We start from the raw sequence: 18,788 nt of genomic DNA on the forward strand, positions 1-18,788 counted from the left end.
AAGTTTATAGAAAACTTTCCCATTTGTAAACGAAAAAATCCCGGAAAGATAACTGTGATTAGTATTACCTGATGTTGACATACTAAACACGAAATATAACAAGAAAGAGACTGACATTGGGCTAACAATTTGGAACCTCAATAAATGATTATTGAAGAAGATCATAAGCCAAGTCAGTCTCATATTATTTAATTACCCAAATGGTTTATGCACTTTCTTTAGGAAGCTTTACACTTCCTTCTTTTACAGTTCCATCAACAAGTACTAGCTTTGGATGACCATTTTCCTGGAGAACCGTATCCTTCGTAATAATACACTTCTCAATGTCCTCACGTGATGGAAGTTCAAACATAACGTCCAGCATAATACTCTCAATGATGGAACGTAAACCTCTTGCACCAGTTTTTCGTTCAATCGCTCTTTTTGCTATTTCAACTAGAGCTTCTTCTTCAAACTCAAGTTCGACATCATCTATCTGGAATAGCTTAACATATTGTTTTACAAGTGCGTTTTTAGGTTTTGTCAATATCTCAACTAACGCCTCTTCATCTAACGGTTCAAGACTTCCTACAACCGGAATTCTTCCGATGAACTCTGGAATAAGACCATAACGTAGCAGGTCTTCTGGTAATACTTTTTGTAGAAGTTCACCCATTTCAAGATCTTGTTGTTCTTCGTTTGAACCAAATCCAATAACTGTCTTACCAAGTCGACGTTTAATTATTTGATCAATACCATCAAAAGCTCCACCAACTATAAATAATACATTAGTTGTGTCGATTTGGATAAATTCCTGATGAGGATGTTTCCGTCCGCCTTGTGGTGGAACGCTTGCAACAGTTCCTTCAAGAATCTTTAATAGTGCCTGTTGCACACCTTCACCGGACACGTCACGAGTAATTGACGGGTTCTCTGATTTACGTGCAACCTTATCAATTTCATCGATGTAAATAATACCTTTCTCGGCTTTTTCAACATCATAATCAGCTGATTGGATAAGTTTTAATAAGATATTTTCAACATCTTCACCAACATAACCAGCTTCAGTTAGTGATGTTGCATCAGCCATAGCAAATGGAACATTTAAAATTCTTGCCAGTGTCTGTGCAAGCAATGTTTTACCACTACCTGTTGGTCCAAGCATAGCGATGTTACTTTTTGCGAGTTCTACGTCATCTGAATTTTTAGGTGTGTTAATACGTTTATAATGGTTATATACCGCTACAGATAAATTCTTCTTTGCCTTTTCCTGTCCGATAACATAATCATTAAGAATTTCACAAATTTCCTTTGGTTTAGGTACTTCCTTAAACTCAGTTTCTTCTTCCGTACCGAGTTCTTCTTCAACTATTTCTGTACAAAGTTCTATGCATTCATCACATATATAAACACCAGGTCCGGCAACGAGCTTGCGAACTTGATCTTGACCTTTCCCACAAAACGAACATTTTAATTGTCCTTTTTCTTCATTAAATTTAAACATTGCATTTTCACTCCTAAAAGTTTAAATCTTCGTCTCAAACTTCATCTTTGTATAATTTAACTTGCACTGTCATCATATCAAATCAAAATAAGAAAACAAAACAATAACCTCTTCTTTATTTATCATTTTATTATGGAGAATTTTATAAAAAAGTCAAATGATACTACTTATTCTATATGTTACATTGTTAGCTAAAATCGATAATTAATAATAACTATATTATCCAGTCCTTAATTATCGTATGTTAGTCAAATACGATAGATAACAAAATTTATCGACTTTCAAAAAGTAAATCTAAAATATACCAATTCCCTAGTAATACTTTTGAGACAAATTGTGTTTATCACAAAGTTAAAACAAGGTGCGAATAGTTCGCACCTTGTTTAGAAAACTTGGCAGATCGTCAAGTTTAAATAGCGACAGCCTTATTTGTATTTATGCAGTAAGACTAATTTCTTAGCTACTAAATAATCATCTTCAGTTTAAGTCTATAAGCAAAGTGATTATACAGTTTTACTATTTTCAACTAAGAAATCAAGAGCTTTTTTAAACTTCAGATCCTCTTTAATAGCGTCAGCGTTTCCACCTAACATTTGCTTCAATTGCTCAACCTCAGCCCCATACATGGAAGCCATATTCGTAAGCTCAGCATCCACATCGTCTTCCGTTACTTCAAGGTTTTCCGCATTGAAAATAGCTTCTAATGTTAAATTCGTTTTCACACGTTTTTGAGCATCTTCCTTCATTTGTTCTTTCAATGCTTCTTCATCCTGCCCGGAAAATTGGAAATACATATCCATTGTCATACCTTGCTGTTGCAAACGTTGTTCAAATTCTTTGAGCATACGGTCAAGTTCAGTATTTACCATTGATTCTGGAATCTCTACTTCTGTATTTTCTGAAGCCTGTTCAATTAGTGATTCACGCATCTGATTGTCAGCATCTTGTTTCTTTTGTGCTTCCAACTCTTCTTTTTTCTTCGTTTTCAACTCTTCAAGTGTTTCCACTTCTTCGTCAACATCTTTTGCAAACTCATCATCAAGTTCTGGCAATTCTTTTGTTTTAACGTCATGAATTTTTACTTTAAATAGAGCTTTTTGACCAGCTAATTGTTCTGCATGATAATCTTCAGGGAAAGTTATTTCAATTTCTGTCTCTTCACCTGATTTTTTACCGACTAATTGTTCTTCAAATCCAGGGATGAACTGCCCAGATCCGATTTCTAATGAATGATCTTCACCTTTTCCACCTTCAAATGCTTCTCCATCTAAGAAACCTTCAAAGTCCATAACTACTGTGTCGCCTTCTTCTACTGTACCTTCTTCTTTGATAATAAGTTCTGCCTGATGTTCACGCTGATGTTCGATTTCATGATCTACATCTTCGTCTGTAACATCAACTGACTGTTCTTCAACTTCCAGGCCTTTATATTCACCTAAAGTTGCTTCTGGCTTAACTGTAACTTTTGCAGTAAAGATAAGTTCTTTTCCTTGTTCAATTTCTTCGATATCAACTTCAGGTTGTTCAATTGGTTCAATACCAGTCTCTTCTACAGCTTTCATATAAGCGTCTGGTAAAATGATATCAACCGCATCCTGATATAATGATTCTACGCCGAAGCGATTTTCAAATATTTTACGTGGTACTTTTCCTTTACGGAAGCCTGGAATTTGAACATCTTTTACAACTTTTTTGAATGCTTGGTCCAACCCACGATCAAATTCCTCAGGACTTACTTCTATTGTTAGTACTCCTTGATTACCTTCCTGTTTTTCCCATTTTGCTGACATAAAATTTCCCTCCAAAATCTAATATTCCTTTTAAATTTCACGTTCATCAATATAAATAAATATATATAATGATCAAGTTTACAACCATCTCATTATAACATAATTACTAGTGCTTTCAAGCATTACGGCTACTCTATAGACTATGCTTCAATGATTGTTAAGTATAAAGCCTCGCACATTTTGATTTCATCTACATATCTTTCAACCGGCTCATCCAAATGCCTACTATCTTCAGTATGTAAATCCAAATATTCTTCACCAATCGTCGATAACGCTTCAGCTATATGAATGATATCTCTATCATTTGGCATGATTGGATACCTTACATATACGTATCGATATAAAAGCCTTTCAACTAATTGAAACAATGATGGATTCTTTTGTTCCAGTTCATTAATTAGTAAAAGTGTCTGCTTCATTGTTTTATGTGAACTAATTTCAGGTACATTTACCGGGGGGATGGTCAATTGTTTATTAAGTTTATTTACGGTAACTTCATCTGAAATCCTTTTTTCTTGCAGCCATTTAAAAATTGCTGTTTTGGTAACCGGATGTACATTATTTTCTATCAATAAGGTCTTAATAGAATCTGTTGGGTTAGCATTTATTTTACGCATTTGTTCTACTAAACGCCATTGTTGCACATGGTTCTCCTGTTTAACAGCCTTTAACAATTCATCTATGTATTCGGAAGACTTTTCGTTTCTAATTTCATTTTTCATATTCTTACTCATGTCGTAAAGCTGTTGAAACTGTTCGCGAATCACTTCTGGAACAACCTCTGATTCAAATTCAAATTCTACTTGTTCCATCAATAATTCATATTGACTAGTCTGGAACAATATTGTTAAGTAAATATGTAAGTAATGATAATAATTTTCATCTTTATATTTCAATACCGCTTCACATAAATCTTGCGCTTCTACATAACGATCCATTTCCATCAGACAAATTAACTTGCCTATTACAATTTCATGATTATCGATATGGTAGCTTAGTAACTGATCCAGTTTTGTTAATGCTTCCTCATATCTTTTTTCTTTAATAGCCTTTAAACTTTCTTCTTCTAAAGCTGTTCGCCACTTTGGAAAAAGAATCACGTTTTCTTTATTGCTTTGCATCTTTTTTTATTCACTCCCTTCTCATGTTTATTTTTGTTTTTCCCGTAATAAATATACATACCCGGTTAATTGAAAAATAAACCTTTAAGATAATAAAAGAGAAACCTATGAATTTGTTGATAGGTTTCTCCGGATGATGTCCCAGGCAGGATTCGAACCTGCGACCCACAGCTTAGAAGGCTGTTGCTCTATCCTACTGAGCTACTGGGACACATGGAGCGGGTGATGGGAATCGAACCCACGATATCAGCTTGGAAGGCTGAAGTTTTACCACTAAACTACACCCGCATATTATGTATTTAATTATAACAATCCATTTCATCTCCAAGTTGATTTCGAACTGTATCACCTCGAGGTAACTTCCCAGTATATTCGGTAGAAGCATACTCGCAGCTTAAATTTCAACACTGCAACACATCACATGCATTTTTTGAACGAACAAGAATTATTATATGCATTTTGAAAATATTTGTCAATAGCATAATAAAATAAATGCTTTTCATTAAGTTGACTTATACTCCTTAATGAAAAGCTAAGAATGTTACGTAAAAGTAATATTAAGCGAAAGGTCTTCCATAAAATCACCTTCAACCGTATAAAAATTCACCTGGACTTCATCTAAGTTATCCCATTCTAAGATAGCATATGTTCGTTCAGCCCTTACCCTGGGCAGTAAAATACTGCCTGGATTAATCACTAGTTGATTTCCAACCTTTTCAGCCATAGCAATGTGTGTATGACCGTAGCATACTACCTGAGCATCTTCTTCTTCTCCACGATACGAAATTGTCATTAAATTGGATTTCACATGATGATGGTGACCATGTGCGATATAAAAGCGAAGACCCTCGATTAAGCTTGTTTGCTCTAAAGGATATCTTGAATCAAAATCACAATTTCCAGCAACTTTTATGAAGCCAGTCATCTCTGGCGCGTCCATGTCTAATTCCGAATCTCCGCAATGTATCATATACTTTAAATCATGTCGTTCTTTAATTTCGTTTAGTTCATTTGTAGAACCATGACTATCACTTACAATTAAAACACTCGGCATAATAACACCTCACATTATCACCTATAAATTTTCTAGCCAATCCTCCAGCTGCCTAATGGCATTACTCCGGTGACTAATACTATTTTTTTCATCAGAAGATAGCTCTGCCATTGTTCTTGTATAGTTCTTTGGTATAAAAATGGGATCATAACCAAAACCATTAGAACCTTTTGAAGTAACGGAAATACTCCCCTCACAATACCCTTTTTTAAAAATTGTATTCGCGTCTGGTGTGGCTACTGCCAATACACATACAAAACGAGCTGTACGATCAGTTTCTTTTGTATCCTTTAATTCAGCTAATACCTTTGCTATATTTGCCTTGTCATCTTTAGGTTCACCTGCATATCTGGCAGAAAATATACCAGGTCTGCCATTCAATGCATCGATTGTTAAACCAGAATCATCAGCTAATACGGGAGAATTTACTAACTTTGCTATCTGTTCTGCTTTTAATGCAGCATTTTCTTCAAATGTCACCCCTGTCTCTTCAACATCTTGAATTGACTGAGATAAGTCCAGTAAGGATACTGCTTTAATATTAAATTTTGCAAAGAACGTTTTAAACTCCTCTGCTTTTCCAGGATTTTTAGTTGCTATAATTATTTCTTTCATTATAAATCTTCCCTACTTATTTTAGTTTCTCCTATCTTATCAGCTAATTCACCTAGTATTTCTTTTTGTATCGTATTGATTTTCAGCATTCCGTCATTAGCCAGTCCTAGCATCGTCTGTAATTGACCGTTTGTGAATGTTGCCTCTTCTCCAGTACCCTGTATTTCGACAAATTCTCCAGCACCTGTCATTACCACGTTCATATCAACATGTGCTTCTGAGTCTTCACCATAGTTCAGGTCTAACACTTCCGTACCATCAGATAAAACTCCTACAGATATTGCTGCCAGAAAATCAGTTACAGGCATTTTTTCGATTTTATTATCTGCAATTAATCTGCCGAAAGCCAGGACTACAGCCACAAATGCACCCGTAATAGAAGCAGTTCTTGTGCCACCGTCAGCCTGGATGACATCACAATCCACCCAAACTGTACGCTCGCCTATCTGGTCCAAATCAACTACTGAACGTAGTGCTCGACCAATTAATCGCTGTATTTCCATCGTTCTCCCACTTACTTTACCTTTAGAAGACTCCCTGATGTTTCGTTGGTTTGTTGCTCGCGGGAGCATAGCATATTCAGCCGTAATCCATCCTTTTTTCTGGCCTCGCATAAATGGGGGGACCTTGTCCTCTATGCTTGCATTACAAATAACCTTAGTGCCTCCCGCTTGAATTAGTACAGAGCCTTCAGGATGTTTAACAAAATCTGGTACAATTGTTATGGAGCGTAATTCATTATTATCTCTTTGATCATTTCTCACTTAAACATATTCCTCCTTATTCCTACACTTACGATAGGATTATCCTAACATATTTTTTACTAAAGAAACACGATAATACATACTAACAGACATCTGCTTCTGCAGATCGAGTTTTTAATTAAATTACTTAGATAACCCTCTTATCGGGTAGGCTTTGTTAAAAACCCAAAGAACAAAAGTACAAGCGCCTGTTCAGCGCCGTATGGACTGCGCTCAGCGCTGCGGGTAGGTCGACGTTGCCGCGCAAAGCGGCGGTCTTAGTAGATCTTACTTTTCCCTGAGATTAGATGAACTTTACTTATCGCCAATGATGGCGAAAGTAAAGATGAATCTTATGCTTGGAAAGCGAAAAGGATACACGAAGAGCGTAAGCTGCCCCACAGGACGTGGGGTAGTTCGACGTTGCCACAGGATGTGGTGGTTTTAGTCGAACATCCTTTATTTCTTATCGTAGACACGGGGATGGAAGTCCAATTATCCACAATACTTAAATTTTATAATTTCCTAAAACAACAAAAAAGGCTGCTTATCACAGCCTTTTAATTATAATTTTTCAGTTTTTGAAAATGTTTGTGTTGTAACAGGAGTCGTGTATGGTTCTCCATTTTCATTAAAGAGCGTTTCGACATTTTCAACTTTCACTTGCACAGCCTCCACAGATGGATCTTCTGTTAAGGTGCGTACTAATGTTTCCATTACTTCATCAGAAATCACGGCTTTTTCACCGTCCTGAAGTACTTCCTCACTGAATACCAATTCAAGCACACCATCTCTTAAACTTGGGTTACTTGTAAGTTCTGTCTGATTGTTGAAAACATGCTGTACATTAGCCTGAACACCAGGGCCTTCCAGTAATGCTTCAATTACTGAACCATATAGATCCTGGTTCTCAACATTGATGTACTGTGTTACCGGAACAAAATACTGATTTTCATCATGTGCCGATGGATAGTACAACGTAACAGGCTTGCTGGCCATGAGGTCAACACTATCAGAATGAATTAGATTAATACCGTTCACTCTCGAATAACCCTCACCAATAGGAGTTCCACTTACGGGCATCTCAGTTTGTGCTTCTCCGTTTATCCGCAATTTGATATTATCCACACTTTCAAATTGTGTTAATGTATATGTCATTGCTTGAAGCACCTTTAACTCATTTTGTTCCTCATAATTTTTAAACTCCTCAGACACATCTACAATTAACGTACCATTTTCCTCAAGACTTAAGCTATTAACTTGTGTTCCTGCTGGTAAAACTGCCTGAAATCCATTTGGTAATAAGGATGTTACAGGTCCTCCTTTTACCAAGTGTTGGAGTGCCTGTGTTGCTACCTCCTTGGATTCAATCTGTGGTAATTGCAATGTTTGTGAGGCCACCATTCCATCAGAATCAATTAAATATAATTGTCTTCCAACTGTCCCTGGAGCCGCTTCGCCATCAGACTCTTCATCAACACCCTCTGATTCCGATTCATCTGATACATTATCCAAATCATTTACAGCCTCAGCGTCTTTAGGTGGATCCATTTCTTCATTATCAATTGATTGTTCTCCTTGGAAACATCCAGTCAATATAATAGAAAGACACACCGTTATAATTAAAAGTAATGTACTGCGCTTCTGCATGTTATTCCCTCCTACGATGGTTTGTACTATTATATATACGAGCACATTATAAAATTAGACCAACCTATGCAGAAAAAAATCAGAATACCTATAAAAAATAGGATTCTGATTTTTATATAAATGCTTTTTGTATCGTAACGGAGTGGAATTTATCAATTGATTTCATAAAAATACTTTCAGCTATTTTCGTGAACATCTCCAATTCACCGGTCGAATAAAATTTATGATCCGGTATATGATTATCTTTATTTAACTGATTATGAAATTCTAAGATCGTACTTGCTTCACGAGCTGTTTCCTCACTGGAAGATATAATGGTTACGTGATCACCTATAATAGATTGAATCGTTTCTTTAATTAACGGATAATGCGTACACCCCAAGATCAATGTATCTATATGATTATTTATTTTCATTGGGTATAACGATTCCTCTACCACTTGTTCTGCGTGTGTACCAGATATAATTCCTTGTTCAACCATTGGAACAAACAATGGACATGCCAGAGCATTCACATGGATATCTGCTTTTATGCTCTGCAACGCCTCTGTATACGCATTACTCCTAATCGTCCCTTCTGTACCAACTACACCTACATGACTATTATGTGTGAATTTAATTGCGGCTCTAGCACCAGGCTGGATCACACCTATAACTGGAATGTCCAATTCATTCTGGAGTTCAGTAAGCGTAAAAGCTGTTGCAGTATTACATGCTATGACAAGCATTTTAATCTCTTTTTGAAGCAGGAAATCAACCATTTCCCACGTAAACATTCTTATTTCTTCTTTTGACCTGGGACCATATGGGCATCTTAATGTATCACCTAAATAAATAAGATTTTCTCTTGGCAGTTGCCTCATAAGTTCATTTGCAACTGTTAAACCGCCCACTCCAGAATCAATAACCCCAATTGCCTGATTCAAAAAAATCGCCTCTTCTATGCTGTTTATTTTTCATTGACACACCGCATCTGTTCATATAAAAACGAAAGTAAATCGTTCAACGTATCTGTTTGTTCTATTGAAAAGTTTGTTAAAACCTCTCCTAAATATTCTTGACGTTTTTGAATTACTTCTTGGATAATGGAATTTCCTTTTTTTAATACGTGAATTCTCACAACACGACGATCATTGATATCTCTTATTCTTTCGACCAGTTCATTTTTCTCCATGCGATCTACTAAATCGGTTGTGGTACTAAATGCTAACCCGTTTTTATTGGATAGCTCCCCAATTGTTAAATCACCTTCCTCAATCAACCATTGTAATGCGATAAATTGTGGTGATGTAATTGGGTAATTATTTAATATCTTTCGACCATTCTGTTTGATAATACCTGATATATAACGAAGTCTTTTCTCTACATCAGCTATTGCTTCTATTGATACATCATCTTCCAAATGGGTAACCCCCCAGTATATTTCCTTTTTCTATGAGTATTTTAACATAATTCGAGCAGATTTTTATTTATTCATAATATAAACTACAAATTTCTTATGGTGTATCGGCATCTTTTTCTAATAGTTTTATTAATTTTTGCTTACTCTTTCGGGATACCAAGATGTACAGTGTATCATGCTCTTCAATCACTGTTTGCCCATTTGGTGTGATGATCTCATTATTTCGTATAATTGCATTAATTAATGCATTATCTGGCAATGTAATACGCTCAAGGGTTTCACCAATAATTTTATTTTTGTTGGTAACATCATATTCAACCATCTCCACATTGGTTTTTCCCATTGAAATCAGTTCTAAGGAGTGCATCGATCTTTCTTTGGCTTCACCTTCTAATCCTAATTTGGAAGACATAAATGTAATGGTTGATCCTTGAACAAGTGTTGATGTTAACACAACGAAAAAGACAACATTAAACATAACTTGGCTACCTTCTACCCCAGCTAGCATAGGAAATATTGATAATACGATTGGAACAGCTCCACGTAAGCCAGCCCATGATAAGAATAATTTCTCCTTATTATTATATTGCGATTTTACCAGGTTCAAATAAACTGCTAGTGGCCGTGCTATAAAAATTAAAACAGTCGAAACTAACAACCCGTTGATTAAATAGTTCCATTGAAACAGTTCTGCTGGAAAAACAAATAAACCGAGAATAACAAACATAACAATCTGTGCCATCCAAGCAAATCCTTCATTAAATCTAAGAATTGAATGACGATACGTTAATTCCGAATTGCCGATAACTAATGCAGCTGTGTAGACTGCAAGTAATCCGCTAGCATCCATCAATGCGGTTATACTGTAGGCAGAAAATGCGAATGCAAGTCCAAATAAGGGATACAGCCCACTGGAATCTAAGTTAATACGGTTAATTGATAAACTGCCAACTTTCCCAATTATCAGCCCGCATAATAACCCAATTCCCATCTGCCAGAAAAATGACCATATCAATGAACCTATTCCCGCTTGATCAAGTGTAATTAACTGAATAAAAGAAATCGTTAAAAACATTGCCATTGGATCGTTTGAACCTGATTCAGCCTCAAGCATTGATTTGATATTACCCTTAATATTTTTATCCTTCAATACAGCAAATACAGCAGCAGCATCAGTAGATCCAACAATCGATCCTAATAATAATCCTTCCAGCCAGGTAATTCCAAGCATGTATTTAGAAGCAATTGCAACAATACCTGTGGTAACTAGTACACCTGACGTCGCCATAGTTAATGCTGATGGCAAGACTGGTTTGATCTTAGTCCATTGTGTCTGTAAACCACCTTCAAATAAAATTACAACAAGTGCAATTATACCTATTAATTGCGCTATTGTTGCATTATCAAAGTAAATAATATTTAATCCATCACTACCCACTAACATACCAACACCTATAAAAAGAACGAGAGAAGGTACACCTAACCGTGTAGAGAATTTCGTAACAAGGACACTAATAATTAGTAATAATGCCATTAGTAATATGAATTGGTTTGATTCTAAAATTTCATTTAACATGGAAAACCTCCGTGTAATTATGAAAGGATGAGAGTTGATGAGGAAAAGTTATGGGAATTACATAACATAATTAATATTATAACAAATTAATGGTGTATATATTGATTATTGATAAATTTTGTAGATTTCCCCTCCGCTCAGTTGATATAAACTGAGATGAAAAATACACTTTGAAAATACACTACGCCTTCTCGGATAAACATTCTAAGAGAAGCGATTGACTTAAGTTAAAATTCTACATAATTGTACTCACCGTTTGCACTTATTTTCATAAGCTATAGTGACTAAATAATTTCCTCTCAACCTGCAGCTCTATGACAGCAAGGAGGGGTTAACATTTGAAGGACAACGAGTACAAACCGAAGCAATTATTAACCAAACGCGAAAAAGAGGTATTCGAACACTTAGTACAAGATAAAACAACAAAGGAAATTGCCCAGGAATTGTTTATATCAGAAAAAACTGTCCGAAACCACATTTCAAATGCTATGCAAAAGCTAGGAGTCAAGGGGCGATCACAGGCTGTAGTAGAGCTCCTTCGCATGGGGGAATTAAAGCTCTAAAAAAAACCGACTTTCATTATTGGAAGTCGGTTTTTGTTAATAATTTTTCTTTTATAGAAGTAGAAATCGACATTGGTTTTCCCGATTCAGGATGTATGTTCACTAATCTTCCTCTACCAGTCAAACACAACTCATCCTTATCATTTAAAGCCATGTAATGAATATCAAGAGATGTGTTTCCGATATGATTTACTTTTACATAATGCCACATTTGTTCGTTAAAATACATTTGTTTGTGATAATCGCATTGTAAATCCGCAACAATAGGTACCCCTCCATTATTGCTTCCTACATTTTGAAATAAACCAACTGACTTTAAAAATTCAATACGCGCTTCTTCAAAATATATAAATGCTGATACATTGTTGACATGACCAAACATGTCAGTTTCCGAGAATCGTATTTTAATTGGAATGTAAAATGAAAATTCAGATTGCCATTTTGTTAAATCTTCAATGTATGGAACGGTTTTCAAATAAAACTTCTCCTTCCTGCTTGACTAGGCTTATCACCTCAGTAATTAATGCCTTGTTGCATTTATGTAGTACTTTATAAACTGCTGAAAAATGACCCTTACCAATGTTAGGTAAGGGCCATGGTATTTTCATAGTTTGATAGAATTAATGCGCGTTGTCACTACCAAAGAAATTTTTGAAAGATTGAATGTTTGTATCACGGTTCATTGCAGCAATTGATGTTGTCAATGGAATACCTTTAGGACACACCTGAACACAGTTCTGTGCATTACTACAACCCGAAATACCTCCGTCTTCCATTAACCCATCTAAACGTTCACTTTTATTCATTTCACCAGTTGGATGAGCATTAAACAATCTTGCTTGTGAAAGTGCTGCAGGTCCGATGAAATCAGATTTATCGTTTACGTTTGGACATGCTTCCAAACAAACACCACAAGACATACATTTTGAAAGTTCGTATGCCCATTGTCGTTTTTTCTCGGGCATACGAGGTCCAGGACCAAGATCATAGGTTCCATCAATAGGTACCCACGCCTTGATCTGTTTTAATGCATCAAACATTTGCTCGCGATCTACAATCAGATCACGAACAACCGGGAAGGTGCTCATTGGTTCTAGATGTATTGGCTGTTCCAATTTATCTACTAGCGTAGCACATGATTGACGTGCTGTCCCGTTTATCACCATTGAACAAGCTCCACAAACTTCTTCAAGACAGCTCATATCCCAGTAGACAGGTGCTGTTTTCTCACCATTTGCATTAACAGGATTTTGGCGAATTTCCATCAAACCTGAAATAACATTCATATTTTTTTTATATGGTACTTTGAATGTCTCCTGATAAGAAGGTGAATCCGGGCTATCTTGTCGAGTTATGATAAATGTAACTGTACTTTGTTCAGCCATGCATATCTTTCTCCCCTCAATTATTTTTTAGAATAGTCCCTTAATCTCGGTTCTATTAGAGAAGTATCCACTTCTTCATATGTTATAACCGGAGCATTTTCTGACTCGTCAAATGTTGCAATCGTTGTTTTCAACCACTCTTCATCATTTCGTTCAGGGAATTCCGGTTTATAATGTGCACCGCGGCTTTCATTACGATTATAAGCACCAAGTGCAATAACACGTGCTAAGTGGAGCATATTTTTTAATTGCCGAGTAAACATAACACCTTGGTTACTCCACCGGGATGTGTCATCCATATTAATGTTTTCCCATCGTCTCTGGAGATCTTTGATTTTTTCAATCGTGTTCTTTAATTTTTCATTATGACGAACAACTGTAACATTATCTGTCATTAGTTCACCAAGCTCTTTATGAAGCTGATAAGCATTCTCATCACCTTCCATTTTCAGAAGCTTTTCAAACTTTTCCTGCTCCTCTTTTTCTCTATTCTCAAATAACTCAGGAGACATATCTTCAACATGTGTTTCAAGTTCCTCAATATATTTGATTGCATTTGGACCAGCTACAGAGCCACCGTAGATTGCAGATAGTAATGAGTTAGCACCCAGACGGTTACCTCCATGCTGTGAATAATCACATTCTCCGGCAGCAAAGATACCTGGGATGCTCGTCATTTGGTCATAATCTACCCAAAGTCCTCCCATTGAGTAATGTACTGCAGGGAATATTTTCATTGGAACTTTGCGCGGATCCTCACCGACGAATTTTTCATAAATTTCAATGATACCACCAAGTTTAACATCCAATTCTTTCGGATCCTTATGTGATAAGTCAAGGTAGACCATATTTTCTCCGTTAATGCCTAACTTTTGGTTTACACAAACATCAAATATTTCACGTGTTGCGATATCACGGGTAACTAGGTTTCCATAGGCAGGATATTTCTCCTCTAGGAAGTACCATGGCTCGCCGTCTTTATATGTCCAAATACGACCGCCTTCTCCACGTGCTGACTCACTCATTAAACGTAATTTATCATCCCCTGGAATTGCAGTAGGATGAATCTGAATAAATTCTCCATTAGCATACTTTGCACCCTGCTGGTATAAAGTACTTGCTGCAGATCCTGTATTGATCATTGAGTTTGTAGATTTACCAAAGATAATTCCAGGACCCCCAGTAGACATAATTGTTGCATCTGATGGGAAGGACTTTATTTCATGTGTCTTAATGTTTTGTCCGACAATTCCTTTCCCTACGCCATCATCATCTATTATCGCTCCAAGGAACTCCCAGTTTTCATACTTATTAACTAATCCTTCAACTTCATAACGTCGAACCTGTTCATCTAGTGCATATAATAATTGTTGACCTGTAGTCGCTCCTGCATATGCTGTACGGTGTACACTTGTACCACCAAAACGCCTAAAATCAAGAAGACCTTCAGGAGTCCGATTGAACATTACTCCCATACGATCCAGTAAATTTATTATACCCGGTGCTGCGTCACACATTGCTTTTACAGGTGGCTGGTTTGCAAGAAAGTCACCACCATATACTGTGTCGTCAAGGTGTTTCCACGGTGAATCTCCTTCACCTTTTGTGTTTACTGCACCGTTTATACCGCCCTGGGCACATACAGAGTGAGAACGTTTCACAGGCACAATAGAAAACAGGTCTACTATAGCTCCATCTTCAGCTGCTTTGATTGTTGCCATAAGACCGGCTAAACCGCCGCCTACAACCGCGACTTTACGATTACTCATATTTTTTACTCACTCCCATTATTCTTAAATTAAACTCCATAAGCAAATTGAATTAATGCTCTTACACCGATATAGCTGATAGCCAAAAAGACGAGCAATGTTGCATATGTAACAATCTTTTGTGACTTCGGTGATTGTGTAATGCCCCAAGATACTAGGAAGCTCCATAGTCCATTAGCAAAATGGAATGTAGTAGAGATTACACCCAGGATGTAAAACCAGAACATTACAGGATTAGAAAGAATGTTTTCCATTAGACTGTAGTCCAAATCTGCGTTGCCCATGCCAATTTGTACACGTGTTTCCCAGACATGCCACGCAATAAAAACAAATGTAATTATACCTGTTACACGTTGCAAATAAAACATCCAGTTACGGAAATAACCATATCGTTTTGTGTTGTTTTTTGTAACAAATACAATATAAACCCCTAAGATTGCATGGAACAAAATTGGAAGGAATATAATAAAAATCTCCAATACTAACCTAAATGGTAAGTCATGCATAAAACCTGCTGCTTTATTAAAACTTTCTTCACCATATACAGCAAAATGATTTACAACCAAGTGTTGAACCAAGAAAATTCCAATTGGTATTACCCCTAACAGGGAATGGAGTCTACGATAAAAAAACTCACGATGTTCTACCATGTGTTACCCCCCTCAGTTATTATGTTATATTATTCTTAGTAATGCACAAGATTTTATGACAATATTTTTTTATTGTCCAAAAATGTACAATTTATGACATATTTATTGTACTTCTAACTGTATAAAGCGTCAAGAAAAGGAGGCACTTTATTTTAATATGTGATATATCTAATTTTTTTGAATAATTATACTTTAGATTCAGCTGTTTTTTTCAGGCAACGGCTTTTACAGGTAGTAAATTTAGACTGCGACACAATTTTAATTTTATATGGTGATCCCATTTTTTGTTCTAAAGATTGTTGGGTGCTTAGATTCGTTCCAAAGCGGTGTCATAGTACTAAAATTATTTTTTCAACTTATGACGCAGTTTATATTCATAGCAATTAAGTCTTATAAAACATCCTTGAATTTTTATTGGGATACTTGCACAATAAGCAATTTATATAGATAATAAAACTAGTAAACTACAAGATAATCTCGAACATCGTGACCAGAGTATTTGTGAGTTGGTTACTGATAGGAAAGGATGACATCAATGTCAAAAAAACACAAAGCCATGTCTGTTTCACTTCTGGATGAACTCCATACATCTGGTGCCGGGTATGACGTAATCAGGTATATAGGTTTACCTGAGTTATTAGGGACTGAATCAGGCACACTTCTCTACTTCATGGGTAAAAATATTGCTAGAAAACTAGAAATACAGTCCATAACCGATATCATTTTTGCGTTTGATAAATTAGGTTGGGGCAAATTGGAACTTGTTAAGGAAAAAAAGAAAGAACTTATTTTTCACTTAATGGCTGACTCAGTAGTATACAGATTAAATGCACCATTCGAGACGGATTTCCGTTTGGAAGCTGGTTTTTTAGCTGAAGCTATCCAAAATATCAAACAGGTGCCAAGTGAATGTACAGAAGAAATACATAAAAAAATCCACCAAGTAGAATTCTCAGTGGTTTATACAGATTTTTAAAAATCGCAAGCTCCTGTTTAGCGATGTATGGTTTACGACCAAGCATCACGGGTTAGATGGCGTTACTACGCTAAGTGGCAGTTTAAATCAAATCTTCCTTAGAAGATAGATTTGGACACGACTAACTCGACAATTCAGTAACTATATCATATATAGCTTCCTAGAACAGGAATTGAAGCGAAACAATAATAGATTTGTTTCGCTTCTTATTTTTCGTTTTCACTCTTTAGATGATGTAATATAATTTCAGCAATATTTGCTGGTATACCTAATTTTGTTAAATCGGGTAATGAAGCATTTCTTATTTCAGTTACTGATTTAAAATGCGTCAACAATAACCTTCTTCTTTTTTCACCCACTCCTGGAATCTTATCAAGTTCCGATTGAAATAAACCCTTTCCACGAAGCTGTCTATGAAAAGAAATTGCAAATCGATGTACTTCATCCTGTATGCGCTGTACAAGGTAAAACTCTTGAGACTGTCTGGACAATGGTATTACTGCCGGTGGGAAACGATACAGTAATTCACTTGTCTTATGTTTGTCATCTTTTGCCAAACCACATAAAGGAATATCCAATCCTAGTTCATTTTCCAAAACATCAAGTGCAGCACTCATTTGACCTTTGCCACCATCTACAATAATTAAGTCTGGTAATGGAAGGTTTTCCTTTAGGACCCTTTTGTAGCGACGACGAATTACTTCACGCATTGTTTCATAATCGTCAGGTCCTTTTACATCTTTGATCTTATATTTACGATACTCTTTTTTGTTTGGACGACCATCAATAAATACAACCATTGCCGAAACAGGATCTGTCCCTTGTATATTGGAGTTATCAAATGCTTCAATACGGTGGGGCATCTCAATTTGAAGAGCTTCACCTAATTTTTCTACTGCTAATATGGTTCTTTCTTCATTCCGTTCAATGATTGAGAATTTTTCCTCTAACGCGATTGTTGCGTTTTTCATGGCTAATTCTACAAGCTCTTTCTTTCTCCCTCGAAACGGTGTGTGCACATCAATGTCTAATAGTTCGCTTAGTAATGTAGTATCCGTTCCAATAGGCACTAGTAATTGTTTTGGCTTCAGATGCTGCTGGTGCAAATAAAACCTACCTATAAAGCTAATAAAAGTGTCAGATGGATCATCAAAAAATGGGAATATCGACACATCACGTTCAATTAATTTTCCCTGTCTCACAAAAAATACTTGGATACACATCCAGCCTTTATCATAACTATACCCAAAAATATCACGATCAACTTGATCATTTAATGTCATTCTTTGCTGCTCCATCACGACCTCAATATGCTGAATCTGATCGCGTAACTCTTTTGCTCGTTCAAAGTTTTGCTTTTCGCTTGCTTCGTGCATTTTGGTTTTTAAATCTCTTTTTATTTCTTTATGTCCCCCGTGCAAAAAGGTACTTACGCTCTGTGTTATTTTATTATACGTATCCTCTGATGCTGGGCTTTCGCTGCATGCAAGGCACTGACCCATATGATAATACAAGCAAACACGACCTGGGGGATTATTACATTTGCGCAATGGGTATAATCGATCGAGAAGTTTCTTGGTTTCTCGGGCAGCAAGTACGTTTGGATATGGTCCAAAATACTTCCCTTTATCTTTCTTAACCTTACGTACAATTAGCAGCCTTGGATGCCTTTCAGCAGTAATCTTTAAGTATGGATATGATTTATCATCTTTCAATAATACGTTATATTTTGGGTCATACTTTTTTATTAAATTCATTTCTAAAATTAGTGCTTCAATTTCAGAAGTAGTCACAATGTACTCAAAATCCACTATTTCAAGCACTAAACGTTGCGTCTTCTTATCATTTGCTCCAGTAAAATAAGACCTAACTCTATTACGTAATAATTTAGATTTTCCAACATATATTATCGTATCGTTCTTGTCCTTCATTAAGTAACATCCAGGCTGCGACGGAAGAACAGCCAACTTTTCGTTTATCTGTTGATTCATAATCAAATTCATCCCTTATAA

General features: G+C 36.1%; 17 protein-coding genes and 2 tRNA genes. 2 read left to right on the forward strand and 17 right to left on the reverse strand.

Annotated elements, in window-relative coordinates:
• Positions 1-205: 205 nt before the first annotated feature.
• The 12 genes from clpX to J2Z82_RS03065 form a co-directional block, all read right to left on the reverse strand.
• Complete coding sequence (clpX, locus tag J2Z82_RS03010) at positions 206-1,483, reverse strand: ATP-dependent protease ATP-binding subunit ClpX (RefSeq protein ID WP_209479313.1); 1,278 nt, start codon at positions 1,481-1,483, stop codon at positions 206-208.
• A gap of 503 nt (positions 1,484-1,986) precedes the next feature.
• Entirely contained in the window at positions 1,987-3,273 is a 1,287-nt protein-coding gene (gene tig, locus J2Z82_RS03015; protein ID WP_209479314.1) for a trigger factor, read from the reverse strand.
• A 140-nt stretch (positions 3,274-3,413) separates the two neighbouring features.
• Entirely contained in the window at positions 3,414-4,394 is a 981-nt protein-coding gene (locus J2Z82_RS03020) for a DUF3196 family protein (RefSeq protein WP_209479315.1), read from the reverse strand.
• A gap of 137 nt (positions 4,395-4,531) precedes the next feature.
• Positions 4,532-4,605: transfer RNA gene (locus J2Z82_RS03025), tRNA-Arg, on the reverse strand.
• Positions 4,606-4,608: 3 nt separating this feature from the next.
• Positions 4,609-4,682: transfer RNA gene (locus tag J2Z82_RS03030), tRNA-Gly, on the reverse strand.
• A gap of 253 nt (positions 4,683-4,935) precedes the next feature.
• Positions 4,936-5,448 carry a YfcE family phosphodiesterase gene (locus J2Z82_RS03035; protein WP_209479316.1) on the reverse strand — a complete coding sequence of 171 codons (513 nt, stop codon included), beginning with the start codon at positions 5,446-5,448 and terminating at the stop codon, positions 4,936-4,938.
• A 21-nt stretch (positions 5,449-5,469) separates the two neighbouring features.
• Entirely contained in the window at positions 5,470-6,063 is a 594-nt protein-coding gene (locus J2Z82_RS03040) for an XTP/dITP diphosphatase (RefSeq protein ID WP_209479317.1), read from the reverse strand.
• A complete protein-coding gene (gene rph / locus J2Z82_RS03045; RefSeq protein WP_209479318.1) occupies positions 6,063-6,827 on the reverse strand; it encodes a ribonuclease PH in 765 nt (254 codons plus the stop codon). Before rph ends, J2Z82_RS03040 begins: the two co-directional genes overlap by 1 nt.
• A gap of 543 nt (positions 6,828-7,370) precedes the next feature.
• Complete coding sequence (locus J2Z82_RS03050) at positions 7,371-8,456, reverse strand: GerMN domain-containing protein (protein ID WP_209479319.1); 1,086 nt, start codon at positions 8,454-8,456, stop codon at positions 7,371-7,373.
• A gap of 112 nt (positions 8,457-8,568) precedes the next feature.
• Complete coding sequence (racE, locus tag J2Z82_RS03055) at positions 8,569-9,381, reverse strand: glutamate racemase (RefSeq protein ID WP_209479320.1); 813 nt, start codon at positions 9,379-9,381, stop codon at positions 8,569-8,571.
• 23 nt (positions 9,382-9,404) lie between these two features.
• Positions 9,405-9,857, reverse strand: a complete 453-nt coding sequence (locus tag J2Z82_RS03060; RefSeq protein WP_209479321.1) for a MarR family winged helix-turn-helix transcriptional regulator — start codon at positions 9,855-9,857, stop codon at positions 9,405-9,407.
• Positions 9,858-9,951: 94 nt separating this feature from the next.
• Positions 9,952-11,433, reverse strand: coding sequence for a potassium/proton antiporter (locus tag J2Z82_RS03065; protein ID WP_209479322.1), 1,482 nt, complete (start codon positions 11,431-11,433; stop codon positions 9,952-9,954).
• A 338-nt stretch (positions 11,434-11,771) separates the two neighbouring features.
• Here J2Z82_RS03065 and J2Z82_RS03070 point away from each other — a divergent pair, with 338 nt between their 5' ends.
• Positions 11,772-11,996, forward strand: a complete 225-nt coding sequence (locus tag J2Z82_RS03070; protein WP_092492397.1) for a helix-turn-helix domain-containing protein — start codon at positions 11,772-11,774, stop codon at positions 11,994-11,996.
• Between the two features lie 16 nt (positions 11,997-12,012).
• Here the strand turns inward: J2Z82_RS03070 and J2Z82_RS03075 are convergent, their stop codons facing one another.
• From J2Z82_RS03075 to J2Z82_RS03090, 4 genes are all read right to left on the reverse strand, one after another.
• A complete protein-coding gene (locus tag J2Z82_RS03075; protein WP_209479323.1) occupies positions 12,013-12,471 on the reverse strand; it encodes an acyl-CoA thioesterase in 459 nt (152 codons plus the stop codon).
• Between the two features lie 145 nt (positions 12,472-12,616).
• On the reverse strand, positions 12,617-13,381 hold the full coding sequence (gene sdhB / locus J2Z82_RS03080) for a succinate dehydrogenase iron-sulfur subunit (RefSeq protein WP_209479324.1): 765 nt from the start codon (positions 13,379-13,381) through the stop codon (positions 12,617-12,619).
• A 20-nt stretch (positions 13,382-13,401) separates the two neighbouring features.
• On the reverse strand, positions 13,402-15,150 hold the full coding sequence (gene sdhA / locus J2Z82_RS03085; RefSeq protein ID WP_209479325.1) for a succinate dehydrogenase flavoprotein subunit: 1,749 nt from the start codon (positions 15,148-15,150) through the stop codon (positions 13,402-13,404).
• A 29-nt stretch (positions 15,151-15,179) separates the two neighbouring features.
• The gene (locus tag J2Z82_RS03090) at positions 15,180-15,800 is read right to left on the reverse strand and encodes a succinate dehydrogenase cytochrome b558 subunit (RefSeq protein ID WP_209479326.1); all 621 of its coding nucleotides are present in this window, start codon (positions 15,798-15,800) and stop codon (positions 15,180-15,182) included.
• A 535-nt stretch (positions 15,801-16,335) separates the two neighbouring features.
• Between J2Z82_RS03090 and J2Z82_RS03095 the strand changes: the two genes are divergently transcribed.
• Positions 16,336-16,776 (forward strand): DUF2507 domain-containing protein, encoded by a 441-nt coding sequence (locus tag J2Z82_RS03095; RefSeq protein WP_209479327.1) that lies wholly within the window; start codon positions 16,336-16,338, stop codon positions 16,774-16,776.
• Between the two features lie 206 nt (positions 16,777-16,982).
• Here J2Z82_RS03095 and uvrC read toward each other — a convergent pair whose 3' ends face one another.
• On the reverse strand, positions 16,983-18,767 hold the full coding sequence (gene uvrC / locus J2Z82_RS03100) for an excinuclease ABC subunit UvrC (RefSeq protein WP_209479328.1): 1,785 nt from the start codon (positions 18,765-18,767) through the stop codon (positions 16,983-16,985).
• Positions 18,768-18,788: the final 21 nt, after the last annotated feature.

It is taken from the genome of Virgibacillus litoralis (assembly GCF_017873675.1).
GTDB classification, from domain to species: Bacteria; Bacillota; Bacilli; order Bacillales; family Amphibacillaceae; genus Lentibacillus; species Lentibacillus litoralis.

What these genes read in the sequence shown, in the direction of transcription:
- clpX (WP_209479313.1), bottom strand. Translation starts at nt 1,483, where the DNA reads ATGTTTAAATTTAATGAAGAAAAAGGACAATTAAAATGTTCGTTTTGT.
- sdhB (WP_209479324.1), bottom strand. Translation starts at nt 13,381, where the DNA reads ATGGCTGAACAAAGTACAGTTACATTTATCATAACTCGACAAGATAGC.
- tig (WP_209479314.1), bottom strand. Translation starts at nt 3,273, where the DNA reads ATGTCAGCAAAATGGGAAAAACAGGAAGGTAATCAAGGAGTACTAACA.
- uvrC (WP_209479328.1), bottom strand. Translation starts at nt 18,767, where the DNA reads ATGAATCAACAGATAAACGAAAAGTTGGCTGTTCTTCCGTCGCAGCCT.
- J2Z82_RS03020 (WP_209479315.1), bottom strand. Translation starts at nt 4,394, where the DNA reads ATGCAAAGCAATAAAGAAAACGTGATTCTTTTTCCAAAGTGGCGAACA.
- sdhA (WP_209479325.1), bottom strand. Translation starts at nt 15,150, where the DNA reads ATGAGTAATCGTAAAGTCGCGGTTGTAGGCGGCGGTTTAGCCGGTCTT.
- J2Z82_RS03035 (WP_209479316.1), bottom strand. Translation starts at nt 5,448, where the DNA reads ATGCCGAGTGTTTTAATTGTAAGTGATAGTCATGGTTCTACAAATGAA.
- J2Z82_RS03095 (WP_209479327.1), top strand. Translation starts at nt 16,336, where the DNA reads ATGTCAAAAAAACACAAAGCCATGTCTGTTTCACTTCTGGATGAACTC.
- J2Z82_RS03090 (WP_209479326.1), bottom strand. Translation starts at nt 15,800, where the DNA reads ATGGTAGAACATCGTGAGTTTTTTTATCGTAGACTCCATTCCCTGTTA.
- J2Z82_RS03050 (WP_209479319.1), bottom strand. Translation starts at nt 8,456, where the DNA reads ATGCAGAAGCGCAGTACATTACTTTTAATTATAACGGTGTGTCTTTCT.
- J2Z82_RS03040 (WP_209479317.1), bottom strand. Translation starts at nt 6,063, where the DNA reads ATGAAAGAAATAATTATAGCAACTAAAAATCCTGGAAAAGCAGAGGAG.
- J2Z82_RS03065 (WP_209479322.1), bottom strand. Translation starts at nt 11,433, where the DNA reads ATGTTAAATGAAATTTTAGAATCAAACCAATTCATATTACTAATGGCA.